This window comes from Candidatus Pandoraea novymonadis (assembly GCF_003004665.1).
Taxonomy (GTDB): domain Bacteria; phylum Pseudomonadota; class Gammaproteobacteria; order Burkholderiales; family Burkholderiaceae; genus Pandoraea; species Pandoraea novymonadis.
Genome location: NZ_MUHY01000001.1, coordinates 812,463 through 829,347, shown reverse-complemented (window position 1 = coordinate 829,347; position 16,885 = coordinate 812,463). Strand labels below are relative to the sequence as shown.

The 16,885-nt window shown below is 45.4% G+C and carries 14 protein-coding genes, 1 tRNA gene and 1 pseudogene; 15 read left to right on the top strand and 1 reads right to left on the bottom strand.

Annotated features, from left to right (window positions below; genetic code table 11):
- Positions 1 to 202: 202 nt before the first annotated feature.
- The 15 genes and pseudogenes from BZL35_RS03470 (at position 203) to BZL35_RS03400 (ending at position 16,309) form a co-directional block, all read left to right on the top strand.
- Positions 203 to 1,246, top strand: coding sequence for a rod shape-determining protein (locus BZL35_RS03470; protein WP_106182782.1), 1,044 nt, complete (start codon positions 203 to 205; stop codon positions 1,244 to 1,246).
- Between the two features lie 195 nt (positions 1,247 to 1,441).
- Entirely contained in the window at positions 1,442 to 2,341 is a 900-nt protein-coding gene (gene mreC / locus BZL35_RS03465; protein WP_106182781.1) for a rod shape-determining protein MreC, read from the top strand.
- A gap of 75 nt (positions 2,342 to 2,416) precedes the next feature.
- Positions 2,417 to 2,929 carry a rod shape-determining protein MreD gene (mreD, locus tag BZL35_RS03460; RefSeq protein ID WP_106182780.1) on the top strand — a complete coding sequence of 171 codons (513 nt, stop codon included), beginning with the start codon at positions 2,417 to 2,419 and terminating at the stop codon, positions 2,927 to 2,929.
- 47 nt (positions 2,930 to 2,976) lie between these two features.
- Positions 2,977 to 4,878, top strand: a pseudogene (mrdA, locus tag BZL35_RS03455) (penicillin-binding protein 2); the annotation flags it as partial.
- A gap of 247 nt (positions 4,879 to 5,125) precedes the next feature.
- The gene (gene rodA, locus BZL35_RS03450; protein WP_106182778.1) at positions 5,126 to 6,262 is read left to right on the top strand and encodes a rod shape-determining protein RodA; all 1,137 of its coding nucleotides are present in this window, start codon (positions 5,126 to 5,128) and stop codon (positions 6,260 to 6,262) included.
- Positions 6,263 to 6,926: 664 nt separating this feature from the next.
- The gene (locus BZL35_RS03445; RefSeq protein ID WP_146128574.1) at positions 6,927 to 7,472 is read left to right on the top strand and encodes an ATP synthase subunit I; all 546 of its coding nucleotides are present in this window, start codon (positions 6,927 to 6,929) and stop codon (positions 7,470 to 7,472) included.
- Positions 7,473 to 7,546: 74 nt separating this feature from the next.
- Positions 7,547 to 8,392: a F0F1 ATP synthase subunit A gene (gene atpB, locus BZL35_RS03440; RefSeq protein ID WP_106182776.1), complete on the top strand. Its 846-nt coding sequence runs from the start codon at positions 7,547 to 7,549 to the stop codon at positions 8,390 to 8,392.
- A gap of 86 nt (positions 8,393 to 8,478) precedes the next feature.
- Positions 8,479 to 8,745: a F0F1 ATP synthase subunit C gene (gene atpE / locus BZL35_RS03435; RefSeq protein ID WP_106182775.1), complete on the top strand. Its 267-nt coding sequence runs from the start codon at positions 8,479 to 8,481 to the stop codon at positions 8,743 to 8,745.
- 111 nt (positions 8,746 to 8,856) lie between these two features.
- Positions 8,857 to 9,327: a F0F1 ATP synthase subunit B gene (locus BZL35_RS03430; RefSeq protein ID WP_106182774.1), complete on the top strand. Its 471-nt coding sequence runs from the start codon at positions 8,857 to 8,859 to the stop codon at positions 9,325 to 9,327.
- A gap of 2 nt (positions 9,328 to 9,329) precedes the next feature.
- On the top strand, positions 9,330 to 9,863 hold the full coding sequence (locus BZL35_RS03425) for a F0F1 ATP synthase subunit delta (protein WP_106182773.1): 534 nt from the start codon (positions 9,330 to 9,332) through the stop codon (positions 9,861 to 9,863).
- Between the two features lie 56 nt (positions 9,864 to 9,919).
- On the top strand, positions 9,920 to 11,461 hold the full coding sequence (gene atpA, locus BZL35_RS03420) for a F0F1 ATP synthase subunit alpha (protein ID WP_106182772.1): 1,542 nt from the start codon (positions 9,920 to 9,922) through the stop codon (positions 11,459 to 11,461).
- Positions 11,462 to 11,557: 96 nt separating this feature from the next.
- On the top strand, positions 11,558 to 12,463 hold the full coding sequence (gene atpG / locus BZL35_RS03415; protein ID WP_106182882.1) for a F0F1 ATP synthase subunit gamma: 906 nt from the start codon (positions 11,558 to 11,560) through the stop codon (positions 12,461 to 12,463).
- Positions 12,464 to 12,527: 64 nt separating this feature from the next.
- Positions 12,528 to 13,919, top strand: coding sequence for a F0F1 ATP synthase subunit beta (gene atpD / locus BZL35_RS03410; RefSeq protein ID WP_106182771.1), 1,392 nt, complete (start codon positions 12,528 to 12,530; stop codon positions 13,917 to 13,919).
- A 143-nt stretch (positions 13,920 to 14,062) separates the two neighbouring features.
- Entirely contained in the window at positions 14,063 to 14,482 is a 420-nt protein-coding gene (locus BZL35_RS03405) for a F0F1 ATP synthase subunit epsilon (RefSeq protein WP_106182770.1), read from the top strand.
- 624 nt (positions 14,483 to 15,106) lie between these two features.
- Positions 15,107 to 16,309, top strand: a complete 1,203-nt coding sequence (locus tag BZL35_RS03400) for a multidrug effflux MFS transporter (protein WP_245916327.1) — start codon at positions 15,107 to 15,109, stop codon at positions 16,307 to 16,309.
- Positions 16,310 to 16,587: 278 nt separating this feature from the next.
- Here BZL35_RS03400 and BZL35_RS03395 read toward each other — a convergent pair.
- Positions 16,588 to 16,663 (bottom strand) — tRNA-Arg (locus BZL35_RS03395).
- Positions 16,664 to 16,885 lie beyond the last annotated feature (222 nt).

Here is a 16,885-nt window from a genome sequence, read left to right as displayed (position 1 = left end):
AAAACTCTCTGACGCGACAGAAACTGCAGTATGGTGAGCCGCAGCTGTTCGTTACAGTATTTTGACTTATTTTTAATCATCTAAACTACCATCCTTTGGTAGCATAAGATTTGATTGCAAAATAGGCCGAAATCGTAAATAACAGAGTATTTTCTCAGTCCCATCTTTTATGGGATACCTTCACGCAAACACAGGATTTTGCATGTTCGGTTTTCTTCGTAGTTATTTTTCTAACGACTTGGCCATTGACCTTGGCACGGCCAATACCCTTATTTATATGCGCGGCAAAGGTGTCGTGCTCGATGAGCCTTCTGTTGTCGCAATCCGCCAAGAAGGTGGTCCGAGCGGCAAAAAAACCATTCAAGCCGTCGGCAAAGAAGCTAAGCAAATGCTTGGTAAGGTGCCGGGTAATATCGAAGCTATTCGTCCGATGAAAGATGGTGTGATCGCCGATTTCACAGTGACTGAGCAGATGATTAAGCAGTTTATCAAGATGGCGCATGAATCTAGTATGTTCTCGCCGTCACCGCGTATCATTATTTGTGTGCCTTGTGGCTCGACTCAGGTCGAACGCCGCGCTATTAAGGAGGCTGCACATGGTGCTGGCGCTTCGCAAGTATATCTCATTGAAGAACCTATGGCGGCTGCAATCGGTGCAGGCTTGCCTGTCTCGGAAGCTACTGGCTCTATGGTTGTTGATATCGGCGGTGGAACAACCGAGGTTGGTGTAATTTCGCTCGGAGGTATCGTCTACAAAGGCTCGGTACGTGTGGGTGGTGATAAGTTCGATGAGGCCATTGTCAACTATATCCGTCGCAATTACGGTATGTTAATTGGTGAGCAAACAGCTGAGGCTATTAAAAAGGAAATTGGTTCAGCATTTCCCGGGTCTGAGGTTAAAGAAATGGAAGTTAAGGGGCGCAACCTGTCGGAAGGTATCCCGCGTTCGTTTGCTATTTCTAGTAATGAAATTCTTGAAGCTCTAACAGACCCACTTAACCAGATCGTATCGTCGGTTAAGATTGCGCTAGAAAAAACCCCACCGGAACTTGGTGCAGATATTGCGGAGCGTGGAATGATGTTGACGGGCGGTGGCGCGTTATTGCGCGATTTGGATCGTCTGCTTGCTGAGGAAACTGGTCTTCCTGTACTTGTTGGGGAAGATCCATTAACTTGCGTAGTGCGTGGTTCTGGAATGGCGCTTGAGCGCATAGAGAAGCTCGGTGGGATTTTTTCTTATGAATAAAAATAAAGCTTACGAGTGAGCCTATGTTTCATTTTCACTAGGTGCACCGTCAAGTTTATCAACTCAGCGTATCTGATAACAATATGCTTTTGAGCCATCGACGAAATCCCTCACATGAGGTCATTCATCGGGCTGAGGTGTTTCTGGCACCACACAATATTTCTGTGTGAGTGTTTTCCTAAAGGGTCGCCATCCATGCAGCGGTACAGTCCTCCACCAATCTTCAAGCAAGGACCGTCAGCGTTGGTGCGACTGATTTTTTTTGTCGCACTCGCTATCGGCTTGCTTGCGATCGATATCCGCTACCAAACATTGGAATGCGTTCGCAACGTGATTGGCAAAACACTCTATCCAATGCAGCGTTTGATGTTGCTACCTCGTGACGTTCTCTTAGAGATTACAACTTTCTTTTCTAGACAAGATTGTCTCATCACACAAAATCGTATCCTGCAGACGCACAATCTCGAATTATCGATGCAAGCACAGCGCAATAATTACTTGATGGCTGAGAATCAGCACCTGCGTCAACTGCTCTCACTGCATAAATTGATGTCCATCCAATCTATTCCGGCTGAAATTGCGTACAACACGCAAGATCCTTTTACGCAACGCGTAATCATCGATCGTGGCACGACGCACGGTGTAAAAATCGGCGCACCAGTCGTCACTGAGCAAGGGTTGATTGGTCAGGTTTCACGTGTCTTCGATTTTCAATCGGAAGTGATGTTGATCACTGATAAAGAGCAAGCAGTACCTGTGCAAGTCGCACGCAGTGGTGTCCAGAGTGTTATCTATGGAGAACTGCATAGCGGTATCCTCGATTTGCGTTTCATTCCGTTATCAGCGGATGTGAAAATTGGTGACGAAATCGTTACCAGCGGCCTCGATGGGATCTATCCGGTTGGATTGCCAGTTGCACGTGTCACTCAGGTTGATCGCGTGTCAGATACCGCTTTCGCTAGGATTTTTTGTCAGCCAGTGGCTCAATTGCTGACCCAACGACAAGTACTTGTGCTGCAATATCCAGCATCATTTTTTCTACATTCACGGACTGTGGAAAATCTAACAAAAATGCCGGATCCTGCTAGTAGGTAAAAATTTCTAGTAAAGATGTATATCTACGTTAAATCACGGCTTACATCTGCGAATAAAGAGCCTTAAGGAATTGATATGAATCGCCCACAATACGTTCTCCTACGGGTCAATCGGTATTTCATCACACTTAGTCTTGTGCTGGCATTCTTACTCAACCTGTTGCCTTGGGGAAAAAATCCTATGACACCAGATTTTTTCGCGCTTGTTCTGATCTTTTGGAACATTCATCAGCCACGTAAAGTTCGCATGAGCGTGGCGTTTATCGTTGGTGTGCTCATAGACGTCCATCGGGCAGTGTTCCTTGGCGAACATGCCCTAGTCTACACGCTGTTGTCTTATGGTGCGATTATGATTCACCGACGTGTCCTTTGGGTTACACCCTTAGGACAAACGTTGCACGTGTTGCCCTTGCTATTGCTTGCCTATATTGTTCGGTTCATCATCCGACTTGTGGCTGGTACTAAATTTCCAGGGTGGCTTCCGTTGGCCACTGGCTTTATTGAAGCCTTATTGTGGCCAGTCATCTGTCTTTTGTTGCTTGCCCCACAAAAATGCGCTGTCGATCGTGATGACACACGTCCGATTTGATTACTTTTTGTCAGTTAATTTATTATTTTACGCGGCGATTGGGTTGCATGACCGAATTTAAGAATCCGCAGCTACAGCTCCAGACATTCCATTTACGATTGACCGGTGCGCTGTGGTTTGTGATGATCTGCTTCTTTTTACTTGTTGTGCGCTTCGTTTACTTGCAGGTCTTTCGTCATAATCAGTACTCGTTGCAAGCTAACGAAAATCGAGTCTCAATCGCGCCGATTGTACCAAACCGTGGTGTCATTATGGACCGTAACGGTGTTGTATTGGCGCGTAACTACTCAGCCTATACACTTGAAATCACACTATCAAAACTAGATCGACCGCTTGAGAAGGTTTTGAGTGAGTTGGCTGAGGTTCTAGAGATCACGACACGCGACAGACGTAAGTTCAAGCGTTTAATAGAAGACAGCAAACGTTTTGAGAGTTTGCCTATCCGTACACGGCTTAGCGATATCGAAGTTGCACGATTTACTGCCCAGCGCTTTCGCTTTCCAGGAGTTGATGTACATGCACGTTTATTCCGGCAGTATCCATTGGGTGAAACCGCTGCACATGTTATTGGTTACATTGGTCGCGTATCGCAAGTCGACCGTGAGCGTATTGAATTCATGAGTTATGAAAATGACCGTGACAATTTTAAATATGATATCCGGCGCGATGCAAAAAATTACAAAGGAACTGACTACATCGGTAAAATTGGTGTCGAGCAAAGCTATGAAATACAGTTACACGGTATTGCTGGTTTTGAAGAAATCGAGGTCACCGCTGGCGGCCGTCCCGTGCGTACTATTTCACGAGTACCTCCCACTCCCGGAGATAATCTAGTATTATCTATCGACATCAAGCTCCAACAAGTTGCAGAAAAGGCGTTGGCTGGCCGACGTGGTGCAGTTGTGGCGATTGAACCAAAATCGGGTGATGTACTCGCGTTTGTGTCTGCTCCGAGTTTCGACCCTAATTTATTCGTCGAAGGCATCGATCAGCAAAAATGGGATGCGTTGAATAGTTCGCCCGATAAACCTTTACTGAATCGTCCGTTACGCGGCACATATCCGATTGGTTCAACTTATAAACCATTTATGGCGCTCGCAGCACTTACTTTGAGTAAGCGCACCCCCAATTGGGGCTTCCAAGATTACGGCTCATTCACGCTTGGTAATCATACTTTCCGCAATGACGTACGCAATGGCCAAGGTTGGATCGACATGTACCGCTCAATTGTTGTTTCAAACGATACATACTACTACATGCTTGCACATGATCTAGGAGTCAATGCAATGCATGATTTTATGAAGCCATTAGGTTTCGGTCAGCTCACTGGTATTGATGTCGAGGGCGAAGCACGAGGTATTCTTCCGTCGACGGAATGGAAACGACACACCCACAAAAAACCAGATATGCAGAAATGGTATGATGGGGAGACAATTAGCCTTGGTATTGGACAGGGTTATAATTCATTTACAATTCTACAGTTAGCTCATGCGACCGCTACTCTTGTCAATGGTGGCGTGGTCATGAGTCCTCACCTCGTCAAAGCTGTCGAAGATCCAATTTCACACAAACGTATACCGAAAGTTCCGAAAGAAAGTGCGCGACTTCCTTATAAGCAGATAGATCTTGATGTTGTTAAACGTGCGATGGTTGGTGTTATTAGGGAAGGTACGGGCCGTCAGGCATTTGCTGGTATACCATACTCTGCGGGGGGTAAAACAGGTACAGCACAGGTTTATTCGCTCCGTAAAAACGAGAAATATAGCCACAACACAGTATCTGAATTCAAGCGCGATCATGCTTTGTTTATTGCTTTTGCGCCCGCAGAGGATCCGAAGATTGTACTTGCACTTATCGTTGAAAATGCAGGCTGGGGTGGCTCTCAAGCTGGTCCAGTAGCACGTAAACTGCTTGATTATTACCTCCTCGATGAGCCGAAGGAACGTGCGGCTGGCCAGGGAACGCTGATGACGCGTAATTCGGATTAGTCGATGAATGCTACGATTGGTTTCAGCAGAATTAGATGCCCGAACTGACCAGTGTTGCTTTGACAAGAAAAGTTTTGTCATCAGCCCTATATTCTCAGATATCCTTTATGATTAGCTTAATGGTCGCTAAAGAAGTTGGTCACGGAGCTGCGATTTAAAGAAAGGATACTGATCGTGTTTAGGATGGCAGGTGAGGAGCTACTCTGTGATGACGTTAAATAAAGAGCAAATTAAACGTTTATTCATAGGCTTCGACAAACCACTTGCTCTGGTCATTTTCTTATTAATGTGCGTGGGCCTTATTGCACTCTACAGTGCAGCTATCAACATGCCAGGACGCGTTGAAGATCAAATCAGGAACATTGTACTTACTTTTATTTTGATGTGGGCGGTGGCAACATTATCTACGCAAACCTTGATGAAATTCGCAGTGCCGCTTTACACCATTGGTGTTGGGCTGTTGATCGCTGTTGCGGTATTTGGACTCACAAAGAAAGGGGCTAAGCGTTGGATCAATTTAGGAATAGTGATCCAACCGTCTGAAATTATGAAAATTTCTATGCCACTGATGTTGGCGTGGTATTTCCAGAAACGCGAAGGAAATATTCAGTGGTTTGATTATGTTGTGGCACTTTTGTTATTGGTCTTACCTGTTGGTTTGATTGCTAAGCAACCAGATCTTGGTACCGGTTTACTTGTAGCCGCGGCAGGCTTGTATGTAATTTATTTAGCTGGCCTCTCATGGAAATTGATCTTTCCTGTACTGATAGCAGGACTGTTATGCATTGGCACAATTTTGGCCTTTGAAGACAAAATTTGCCAGCAAGATATCAAATGGCACATACTTCACGATTATCAGAAGCATCGCGTTTGTACCTTGCTTAACCCAACTTCAGACCCTTTAGGGAAAGGTTTTCACACGATTCAATCGGTTATAGCTATTGGATCTGGCGGCCTCGTCGGTAAAGGTTGGCTAAAAGGCACACAATCCCACCTGGAATTTATTCCGGAAAAGCACACAGACTTTATTTTTGCAGTATTCGCCGAAGAGTTTGGCTTGCTTGGCGAATGCGCACTTTTAGTACTTTTTTTGTTATTAATCGCACGTGGGTTGGTTATTTCAGCGTCAGGTGCGACTTTATTCGCGCGCTTACTCTCTGGAGCAATCACGATGGTTTTTTTTACATATGTCTTCGTGAACATGGGGATGGTCAGCGGGATTTTACCGGTCGTTGGAGTGCCATTACCATTTATGAGTTATGGTGGTACTGCACTGGTGACTCTTGGTCTTGGATGTGGAATTTTGATGATGGTTGCACGGGAGAAACGGCTGATGCAAAGTTGATAGGACTAAATCACTTCTAGTGAATCACTTCTAGTGAAAGGCGATTCAACGGATGGGGCAGGTTGTGTTTTGTTGTATTTTTTTGTCATATAGCGATGTGAGGTTTGGATATAGGGTAATGTTATTGGATAAATTGTAAATGTTGAGCGATTTTGAGTGGTTATTTCGCATTGACATAAGACTTCAATGGAGTTCAAGGACGTCGTATTCTGAGTGTAGTTTGGCTGATCAAGCCTCAATGTTGGGATAGCCTGGACTGGTGAGTGTCTGTTGATTCTTTGTGTATTAAGTAATGTGCAGCAGTAAGCTAGTATACAAATCCGCTCGATGAATAAATCTACTCTCTCCAATAAAAAACTTCTTACTACCTCATTTCTCAGTTGGCTTTCGCTTTAGGCCCCTTCAAACCATCATGCACTCTCCGTAAAATTATTTTTTCTGCAGTGATGTTACATTAAACGCCCTATCCCTATCTTCCCTAGGGTTGGATGATGTTTTTTGAAATTTTTTGCGGTGAGATGTGAGGAAATTGCAGATGTAGCGAGGAGAGTTTGCATCAAATTAAATGGCTTCCATCGTTTTATCTGAAATTGTCACTCGTACAGGTTGACTCTCATTCGCAACATCTCGTAGAATCTCGAGGGATTTGTATGCTGATGAGGCTGTGTTTATTGTCCAATGCATTTCTCAGAGTCAGTTGTCGGAAGTGGTTGCTCAAAAATGGTTGAACGTGGGATCGAAAAATCAAACACGGGTATATCAAGAATTAGAGGATTGTTGGGGATGTCAAGGACAAGAAGTCCTTGTTCCTCTCACCCGCGCTCAGGCCCAGCATTTATTTGGTCTCGAAATCTGTCGTTTGTCCCGTGTAACTCCATTTAGAGTGGTGGTTGGTCAAATCATATTGTCATTAATTATGACGGCGATTTGGGCTATTTTTTCAGCACGGCCACAAGTGGCGGCATTGTCAGCATGGCTGGGCGGAATGTTGTGTTGGTTGCCGAGCGGGATATTTGCGCTTTGTCTCAGGATGTCAGGTATTCGCTTCATTGTCACTTCATTGGTCATGGGAGAGGGAATCAAGGTAATAGCAACAATTGTGCTGTTGGGTTCCGTTGCGGTCATTTACCGGGATGTCTACTGGGCGGCAATGTTATCGTCCTTCATCGTAACATTGAAAGCTTATTGGTTTGCGATGGTATTCCACTAACGGAAGTCCATTTTCCGATTTGAGGTACTGTTCTTATGTGCGAATATTTTTCATTATTGGGTGTTTGATACGCTATGTCGGTAGAAAAAATTGATCCGAATCCGTCCGAGTATATCTCGCATCATTTGGCTAATTTCGCAAATGCGACGCAAACCAGGATCGTCGATTTTTCCATTATCAATTGGGATACTATATTCTGGTCAGTCATGATGGGGATTTTGGGTAGTTTTTTGCTGTGGTTGGCAGCGCGTCGAGTGACTTCCGGTGTTCCTGGTCGTTTTCAGGCTGCGGTTGAGATGCTCGTCGAAATGGTAGAAGACCAGTCAAAGGGGATTGTTCATGGAGACCGTAAGTTTATCGCTCCACTGGCTTTGATCGTATTCGTCTGGGTTTCACTGATGAACTCGTTAGACTTTCTGCCGGTCGATCTGCCATCAAAGATCATCGAGTGGGTTGGTCTCTCATCTGTGATCACACATCACCGTATTCTTCCTACTGCTGATCTTAACGGGACTCTCGGGATCGCTTTGGGTGTCTTGATTCTTATGATCTATTACGGTTTGAAGATCAAGGGTTTACATGGTTTTATGTATGAACTTTTTACAGCTCCGTTTGGTAATCATTTTCTGCTTTGGATTCCCAATTTTGCGCTGAATATCGTTGAACTACTTGCTAAGACTGTTTCATTGGGTATGCGATTGTTCGGGAATATGTATGCCGGCGAATTATTGTTCCTTTTGATCGCTTTGTTGGGTGGCCTTTGGAACTTTGGTCCTGACGCTTCAGTGTTTGGTTTTTTTGGTCATGTCATTGCCGGTACTGTATGGGCAATTTTCCATATTTTGATCGTATTCTTGCAGGCATTCATTATGATGATGCTTACTCTAGTTTATATTGGTCAGATGCACGATCATCATTGATTTTGACGGACCAAGTTTAAAATATTTACTAGTTATTTGGTTTTTAAATTTAAAGTTTTAAGTCTTTAACTCAAAGAGGAGTCATTATGCAAGCTTTAGTCGCTAACGTTCAAGGTCTAACTGCTATTGCTATCGCTATAATCATTGGACTGGGCGCAATCGGAGCCTGTTTGGGTATTGCATTAATGGGAGGCAAGTATATCGAAGCATGTGCACGTCAACCAGAACTGATGAATCCGCTACAAACCAAGATGTTTCTATTGGCTGGGTTGATCGACGCTGCATTCCTGATCGGTGTAGGTGTCGCAATGCTATTTGCGTTTGCAAATCCACTTCTTTCACCGCTTGGATAATTTTTTTAGGGTGTCGTGTTGGCCCCATGGATATATATACATGAACCGCATCCTCAAACAATAAGGCTGTGCTATTTTGCTAATTAATTTCTTAACACCGAAAGGAAACACGTGAATATTAACGCAACATTGTTTGCGCAAGTCGTTGTGTTTCTGATCTTAGCTTGGTTCACCATGAGATTTGTGTGGCCACCGCTGATTAGTGCTATCGACGAACGCGCTAAAAAAATTGCTGATGGGTTAGCTGCTGCTGATAAGGGTAAGGCTCAGCTGGAAGCTGCAAATAAGCGCTCTAATCAAGCCCTATCGGAAGCGCGGGAGGAAGGAGCTAAGCGCATTGCAGATGCTGAAAAGCGTGCGCAAGTCGTTGCAACAGAGATAAAGCAAGCTGCTGAAGGTGAAGCTGCTCGTATCATTGCGAATGCTAAAGCAGAAGCCGATCAGCAGACGAGGTATGCGCGTGAAGTACTGCGTGGTGAAGTGGCTGGTTTGGTGGTGAAGGGTGCTGAGCAGATTCTAAGGCGTGAGATTGACGCGAACGCGCATGCTAAACTGCTGGCTCAACTCGAGGCTGAACTCTAATTATGGCTGAACTTTCAACCATTGCTCGCCCATACGCTGAAGCATTGTTCGACGTCGCGCAGTCTGGTGATATAAATTACTGGTCCGAGCTTGTGCAGGGTTTAGCTGATGTGATACGTTTACCTGACGTTGCTGCTTTAATCGACACTCCAAAAGTATCGCCAGCGCAAGTCGTTGATTTTCTTTCAAACGCTGTTAAAGCGCCGAACAACACTACGTTGTGTAATTTCTTATCGGTGCTCGCGGAGAGAGGTCGCCTATTATTGATGTCGGAAATTTCTAAGCAGTTCGACGTTCTCAAAAACACTAGCGCCGGTTCGGCGGACGTTCAAATTGAAAGTGCTTTCCCTATTGATGATACGCAATTGTCGGATTTGGTCGTGGTACTCGAGCGCAAGTTCGACTGTAAGCTTAACGCCAATGTGAGGGTTAATCCATTGTTATTGGGTGGGGTGCGTGTGGTCGTTGGTGACCAAGTGTTAGACACTTCTGTTCGCGCTCGCCTTGTTGCCATGCAGGCGTCACTAATGGGGTAGGCTTATCAATAGTCTATCCGCCTGACTCCATATAGAATTGAATATCAGGAGCACATATGCAACTCAATCCCTCTGAAATCAGCGAACTGATCAAGAGTCGGATTCAAGGTCTAGAAAGCGGTGCCGAGGTTCGTAACCAGGGTACCGTTATTTCCGTGACCGATGGTATCTGCCGCATCCACGGCTTATCGGATGTGATGCAAGGTGAAATGCTCGAATTTCCGGGTGACACCTTTGGTCTAGCTCTGAACTTGGGGCGCGACTCTGTCGGTGCCGTGATTTTGGGTGATTACGAACACATTTTGGAAGGCAATACTGTTAAGTGCACGGGCCGTATTCTTGAAGTACCAGTGGGTCCAGAGCTGAAGGGCCGTGTTGTTGATGCCCTTGGTCAACCGATTGATGGTAAAGGTCCGATCAATGCTAAAATGAAAGATTCCATTGAGAAGATTGCACCAGGTGTGATTTGGCGTAAATCGGTGTCGGAGCCAGTACAAACAGGTTTGAAGTCGATCGATGCCATGGTGCCAATCGGTCGTGGTCAGCGTGAATTGATCATCGGAGATCGTCAGACGGGTAAAACTGCTGTGGCGATCGATACGATCATTTCCCAGAAAGGTAAGGGAATGACATGTGTCTATGTCGCGATCGGTCAGAAGGCTTCTTCGATTATGAATGTCGTACGCAAGCTCGAGGAACATGGTGCCATGGAGTATACCATCATCGTGACTGCAACGGCATCGGAATCGGCTGCTATGCAGTTCATCGCGCCGTATTCTGGGTGTTCGATGGGAGAATATTTCCGTGATCGTGGTGAAGATGCGCTGATCATTTATGATGATTTGACCAAGCAGGCTTGGGCTTACCGTCAAATTTCACTTTTGCTACATCGTCCGCCAGGTCGTGAGGCTTATCCGGGAGATGTATTCTATCTGCATTCACGTCTTCTCGAGCGTGCTGCTCGGGTCTCGGAAGAATATGTTGAAAAATTTACTAACGGAGAAGTTAAAGGTAAGAGTGGATCGTTGACTGCCATGCCTGTAATTGAAACGCAGGCCGGTGATGTCACCGCATTCGTTCCGACTAATGTGATTTCGATCACCGACGGCCAAATTTTCTTGGAAACTGACTTGTTTAATGCAGGCGTCCGTCCAGCAATTAATGCTGGTATTTCGGTCTCGCGCGTTGGAGGTGCTGCACAGACGAAGGTCATTAAGAAATTGTCGGGAGGTATTCGTACCGATTTGGCTCAGTACGGTGAGTTAGCTGCCTTCGCGCAGTTCTCGTCCGATCTCGATGAGGTTACCCGAAAGCAACTGGAGCGTGGTCGCCGGGTGACTGAATTGCTGAAGCAGCCGCAATATCAACCGTTGCAAGTCTGGGAATTGGCTGTTTCTCTCTTCGCTGTCAATAACGGTTACCTAGATGATCTGGAAGTATCGGCAGTCTTAGGCTTTGAAAAGAGTTTGCGTGAAATTCTGAAGACTGGTTATGCTGCGTTGATCAATCGTATTGAGGAGAATAAAAGTCTCTCGGCCGATGACGAAGCATTGCTACATGCTGCGATAAAGGACTTCAAGAATGCTATTGCTTACTAAGACTGATTGAATCTAACACTATTCAACAGTCAAAAGACTACAGATGTCCGTCATCTTGAAAGTTAAGATATGCCGGACTCAGAAAAGGGGCAAGCAATGACGGGAATGAAACAAATTCGTGGCAAGATCAAGAGTGTTCAGAATACATGCAAGATCACTAAAGCCATGGAAATGGTGGCCGCGTCGAAAATGCGTAAGGCGCAAGAGCGCATGTGTCGTGCTAGGCCTTATGCGGAAAAAGTGCGTCAGATTGTGGCTCACATGAGTCGGGCGAATCCGGAATACCACCACCCGTTTATGGTGCGGCATCCGGAAGCGAAGGCAGCTGGTGTCATTGTGGTAACGACTGACAAAGGGCTTTGTGGCGGCTTGAATACGAATGTACTTCGTGTTTTGCTGCGTAAGATGAAGGAAATGGAATCCGAATGTCTTGAGATCCAGGCCACCACTATTGGAGGTAAGGGATTTGGGTTCATGAATCGAATTGATGCAAAGATTGTTTCGCATGTCATTCAATTAGGTGATACCCCACATTTAGATAAATTGATTGGTGCAGTAAAGGTGCAGCTCGACGCATATGCGGAAGGGAAGTTTTGTGCCGTATATCTAGCCTATACTCGTTTTATTAACACGATGAAGCAAGAGCCGGTCTTGGAACAGTTATTGCCTTTGTCAGGAAAATTGGAAAATTCTGATGATGCATTGCTCGAACACTCACTGACTCGGAGTATATCTTCACATCATGAGTGGGATTACATCTATGAACCTGATGCACAGATGGTAGTTGATGCGCTTTTGGTGCGTTATGTCGAAGCGATGGTGTATCAGGCCGTTGCCGAGAATATGGCATCAGAGCAATCGGCCCGTATGGTAGCGATGAAGGCTGCATCGGATAATGCAAAAACAGTGATCTCGGAATTGAAGATGGTTTATAACAAGAGTCGTCAAGCAGCGATTACCAAGGAATTGGCTGAGATCGTGGGCGGTGCCACTGCTGTTTAGATAGTGTTGGCTGATTTGATGGGCCGCGTATGGCGAAATGATTTGAGTATCTAAAGGAAAAGCGATGAGTACTGCTTTGGTAGAAGGCAAGATCGTACAGTGCATCGGCGCTGTGATCGACGTGGAATTTCCGCGTGAGAGTATGCCGAAGATATACGACGCACTCATTATGGATAGTTCGGAATTAACGCTTGAAGTTCAGCAGCAGCTGGGAGATGGCGTGGTCCGTACAATTTGTTTGGGTTCCTCGGAAGGTTTGCGTCGCGGTATGATAGTGAAGAATACCGCCTTACCAATCACAGTGCCAGTTGGAAAGTCAACTCTTGGCCGTATAATGGACGTTCTTGGTCGTCCGATTGACGAAGCTGGTCCAATTGCACAGGATCATATTCGTTCGATTCATCAAAAGGCGCCTGCATTCGATCAGTTATCGCCGTCGACAGAGCTACTAGAAACCGGCATTAAAGTTATTGATTTGATTTGCCCGTTTGCTAAGGGTGGTAAGGTTGGTCTATTTGGTGGCGCAGGCGTGGGTAAGACTGTCAATATGATGGAGCTCATCAATAATATAGCCAAGGAACACGGTGGTTATTCTGTTTTTTCTGGCGTAGGTGAGCGTACGCGTGAAGGGAACGACTTCTACCACGAAATGAAAGACTCAAATGTTCTGGATAAAGTTGCGCTTGTGTACGGTCAGATGAATGAGCCGCCGGGTAACCGTCTTCGCGTTGCGTTGACTGGCCTGACGATGGCTGAGCATTTTCGTGATGAAGGTCGTGACGTACTATTTTTCGTAGATAATATTTACCGTTTCACGTTAGCTGGTACTGAAGTATCGGCACTGCTGGGTCGTATGCCATCTGCCGTAGGATATCAGCCAACGCTGGCTGAAGAAATGGGCCGTTTGCAAGAGCGCATTACTTCGACTAAGACGGGTTCGATTACCTCGATTCAAGCTGTATATGTCCCTGCAGATGACTTGACTGACCCCTCGCCTGCGACGATTTTTGGCCATTTGGATGCTACGGTGGTGCTGTCGCGCGACATTGCATCTCTTGGGATCTATCCAGCCGTTGATCCGTTGGACTCAACCTCGCGCCAGATCGACCCAAATGTAATTGGTGAAGAGCACTATTCAGTAACTCGCAGTGTGCAAACTACGCTGCAACGTTATAAAGAACTGCGTGATATCATCGCAATTTTGGGTATGGACGAACTGTCACCAGAAGATAAGCTAGCAGTTTCGCGTGCGCGTAAGATTCAGCGTTTTCTGTCACAGCCATTCCACGTTGCGGAAGTGTTTACTGGTTCGCCTGGCAAGTATGTTCCGTTGAAGGAAACGATCCGTGGCTTCAAGATGATCGTGGAAGGGGAATGTGACTACTTGTCAGAACAAGCATTCTATATGGTAGGTACGATCGACGAAGTTTTTGAAAAAGCGAAGAAGATGCAGTAATGGTTGATTGCTTGGCATTGCACGCGTTGTTATCCCGTGTGTGATGTTCAAGTGACTGCCCGCTGGGCCAAGAAAACGTTAAGCGCATCTGTGTAAGGACTCTATTTTGGCTACATTCATACCCCACTCTAACGGGAGCGATTATGGGAACCATTCAGGTAGATGTAGTCAGTGCGGAAGAACAGATCTTCTCTGGGAAGGCACGGTTTGTTGCATTGCCCGGGGAAGCCGGTGAACTTGGTATTTTGCCTGGACATGCCCCCCTAATTACACATATTAAGGCAGGTGCAGTGCGCATCAAGGATGAAAGCGGTAACGAAGAATTTGTTTTTGTCGCTGGGGGTATTCTCGAAGTGCAGCCTAACATGGTAACTGTGTTGGCTGATACTGCAATTCGTGGTAAGGATTTGGACGAGGCAAAAGCTACGGAAGCTAAGCGTCGTGCTGAAGAAACTTTGTCGAACAGAGGTTCAAAGATAGAATATGCTGCTGCTCAAGCTGAGTTGGCAGAATCGATTGCACAGCTTGCAGCGATCGCTAAGTTCCGGAAGGTTAGTCGATAAATTCTCATTATCACGTATTAGTAGTTACTTTGGATGGCCCATGTGTGGAAGTTCCTCACGTTTCGTGTGGGAAGTGTGCCATGTTTTTTCTCGCCGTAGATGCTAATACGGCATGCATAAAACAATATAACCGAGGCTATATCACTTAGATCATATGAGACAGGATGATCGATAAAGCTTCAGGAATCCCTAGTCGATTGATTACTTGGAAGGATTTATTAACGTAATGTTATATACAATCGCCTAGTGTGCTTGAGAGGTTTTTATTTATCGTTACGTTGTGGACCTTAAATTGTAATTTAACTACTACCCTGAAACCCTGCTGAATTTTTTGATTTAGGAACAAGGTATGCTTGTTTTCTTGATTCAATGAAAACAAGTTATTAAAAATGTAGTTTATTTATTAAGTGATCTATCATACAGTGGTTATTTCACTCATCAGTCTAGATGATGTTCGCGTCACTGGGTTTGGATACTAATGAAAATTCTAGTCTAAGAGAGTTTGGTGGTATCTGATTTTTGGATTTATGTCCAGGTACTCTAGTGACTCCTAATAGTCTTGAGCAACCACTAGAATATTTTTTACCCCGTCAGACTCCCAAGTCTAATGACTTCTAGTTTTTTATGTTCCGAATGCATGCTCATTATTTTCGCACAGTTTTTATTCTCGGCATCTTGTCTGCTATAGGTTCATTGTCGATTGACATGTATTTGCCTGCGTTGCCCGCAATCGCAGAGGAGTTGAATACGACGGACTCTGCAGTACAGCATACACTCGCGACGTTCTTCATTGGACTTGGTGTTGGGCAACTAATTCATGGTCCCATTGCTGACCGTTTTGGTCGTAAACGTCCACTTTATGTGGGATTTGCTATTTATACGTTGGCGTCTGCAGGGTGTGCTCTTGCACCAAATATTGTGATTTTAATCATCTGTCGTTTGCTGCAAGCCCTTGGAGGATGTGCCTGTTTCGTAATCGCAAGAGCGATGGCACGTGATTTATTTGACACGAAGACGGTTGCTCGTGTGTTTTCACGGATGACCCTTATTATGGGTGCTGCACCGATTTTGGCGCCGTTGGTAGGTGGACAGTTGTTACTCATTGCGAATTGGCGGTGGATTTTTTGGGGATTAACGGTTTTTGGTGCGCTTTGTTTTTATTTATCTTGGCGTGGTTTGCCGGAGACACGTCATGCTGAGGCCGGACCAAGGCATTGGCTTTTTATGGCATGGGATAATTATCGGTTTCTCCTGCGTGATCGTGAATTTATGGGTAATGCCCTAACAGGCGGGTTCGCTCAAGCTGGGATGTTTGCATACATCACTGGTTCTCCATTTGTTTTTATTGAGCTGTATGGTGTACCACCTACTAGCTATGGTTGGTTATTTGGGCTAAATGCATGTGGAATCATATTTGGTTCACAGGTCAATGCTCATTTATTACTTACCCGTCGTCCAGCAGATGTTTTGCGTACCACAAATAATTTGCTTGCACTCCTGGGTATGCTTATGCTTATCGTGGCAATTTTTGAGATTGGCCAGCTAGCTGGACTAATGACATTGCTATTTGCTTATGTGACCAGCTTGGGATTTTCTCAACCGAACGCCATGGCTGAGGCACTGCATCATCAGCGTGAACGGGCGGGTGCTGCTGCCGCTCTTCTGGGTGCGCTACAATTTCTTGCTGCCGCTTGCGCAAGTGCCACTGTGGGTGCATTACATGCACGATCATCGGTACCTATGGCTGCGGTGATTGCTGTTTGTGCTGGACTTTCGTTATGCTTTCATACGTGTTTTATCCGTTACAACCCCCGCAACAGTGTTTAATTTCCCGCTACATTTAGATATGTATATTTTCTCCGGCACTACAATTGCCACGAGCTGCCAGAATGGAATCTTTCAATTGTAAGTGGATTGCTGATACTGTGTAGACTTTATTGCAAGCAAACAATGGACCGATTCAATCAAGAGGCGTGAGTTGCTTGATTTATGGTGGCTCGAGTGCGTAGCCGCAGTGTCAGGGTGCTTAACGGAAGTGATCACAGCAACCTTGTGCGCCGCATTTTTTACCTTGATGGCAAGCGATGAAAGATTCCATGACATTATGGTGCGCCCGACTGGAATCGAACCAGTGGCCCTCGGCTTCGGAGGCCGATACTCTATCCCCTGAGCTACGGGCGCGGACTTAACTCGAGCATGTGCTGTCTCATAGCTATAAGAATAGCTATTTTGTGTGCTGGCGTCTATATTTCTTGTCTTATATGTTGAAATACTCAACATTATTTGAACGAATTTTAGTTTCAAACGCCTTTGGATTTTCTTTATGACAGCGGGTTAATTTCAACAAATGGAGAGCTAAGAGTTAAACGTGATAGGTGGATTTAGTTTATGCATAAATTTCAG

Bases quoted from the DNA above. Each gene is read 5' to 3' on its own strand.
- BZL35_RS03470 (WP_106182782.1), top strand. From the start codon at position 203: ATGTTCGGTTTTCTTCGTAGTTATTTTTCTAACGACTTGGCCATTGAC.
- mreC (WP_106182781.1), top strand. From the start codon at position 1,442: ATGCAGCGGTACAGTCCTCCACCAATCTTCAAGCAAGGACCGTCAGCG.
- mreD (WP_106182780.1), top strand. From the start codon at position 2,417: ATGAATCGCCCACAATACGTTCTCCTACGGGTCAATCGGTATTTCATC.
- rodA (WP_106182778.1), top strand. From the start codon at position 5,126: ATGACGTTAAATAAAGAGCAAATTAAACGTTTATTCATAGGCTTCGAC.
- atpB (WP_106182776.1), top strand. From the start codon at position 7,547: ATGTCGGTAGAAAAAATTGATCCGAATCCGTCCGAGTATATCTCGCAT.
- atpE (WP_106182775.1), top strand. From the start codon at position 8,479: ATGCAAGCTTTAGTCGCTAACGTTCAAGGTCTAACTGCTATTGCTATC.
- BZL35_RS03425 (WP_106182773.1), top strand. From the start codon at position 9,330: ATGGCTGAACTTTCAACCATTGCTCGCCCATACGCTGAAGCATTGTTC.
- atpA (WP_106182772.1), top strand. From the start codon at position 9,920: ATGCAACTCAATCCCTCTGAAATCAGCGAACTGATCAAGAGTCGGATT.
- atpG (WP_106182882.1), top strand. From the start codon at position 11,558: ATGACGGGAATGAAACAAATTCGTGGCAAGATCAAGAGTGTTCAGAAT.
- atpD (WP_106182771.1), top strand. From the start codon at position 12,528: ATGAGTACTGCTTTGGTAGAAGGCAAGATCGTACAGTGCATCGGCGCT.
- BZL35_RS03405 (WP_106182770.1), top strand. From the start codon at position 14,063: ATGGGAACCATTCAGGTAGATGTAGTCAGTGCGGAAGAACAGATCTTC.
- BZL35_RS03400 (WP_245916327.1), top strand. From the start codon at position 15,107: ATGTTCCGAATGCATGCTCATTATTTTCGCACAGTTTTTATTCTCGGC.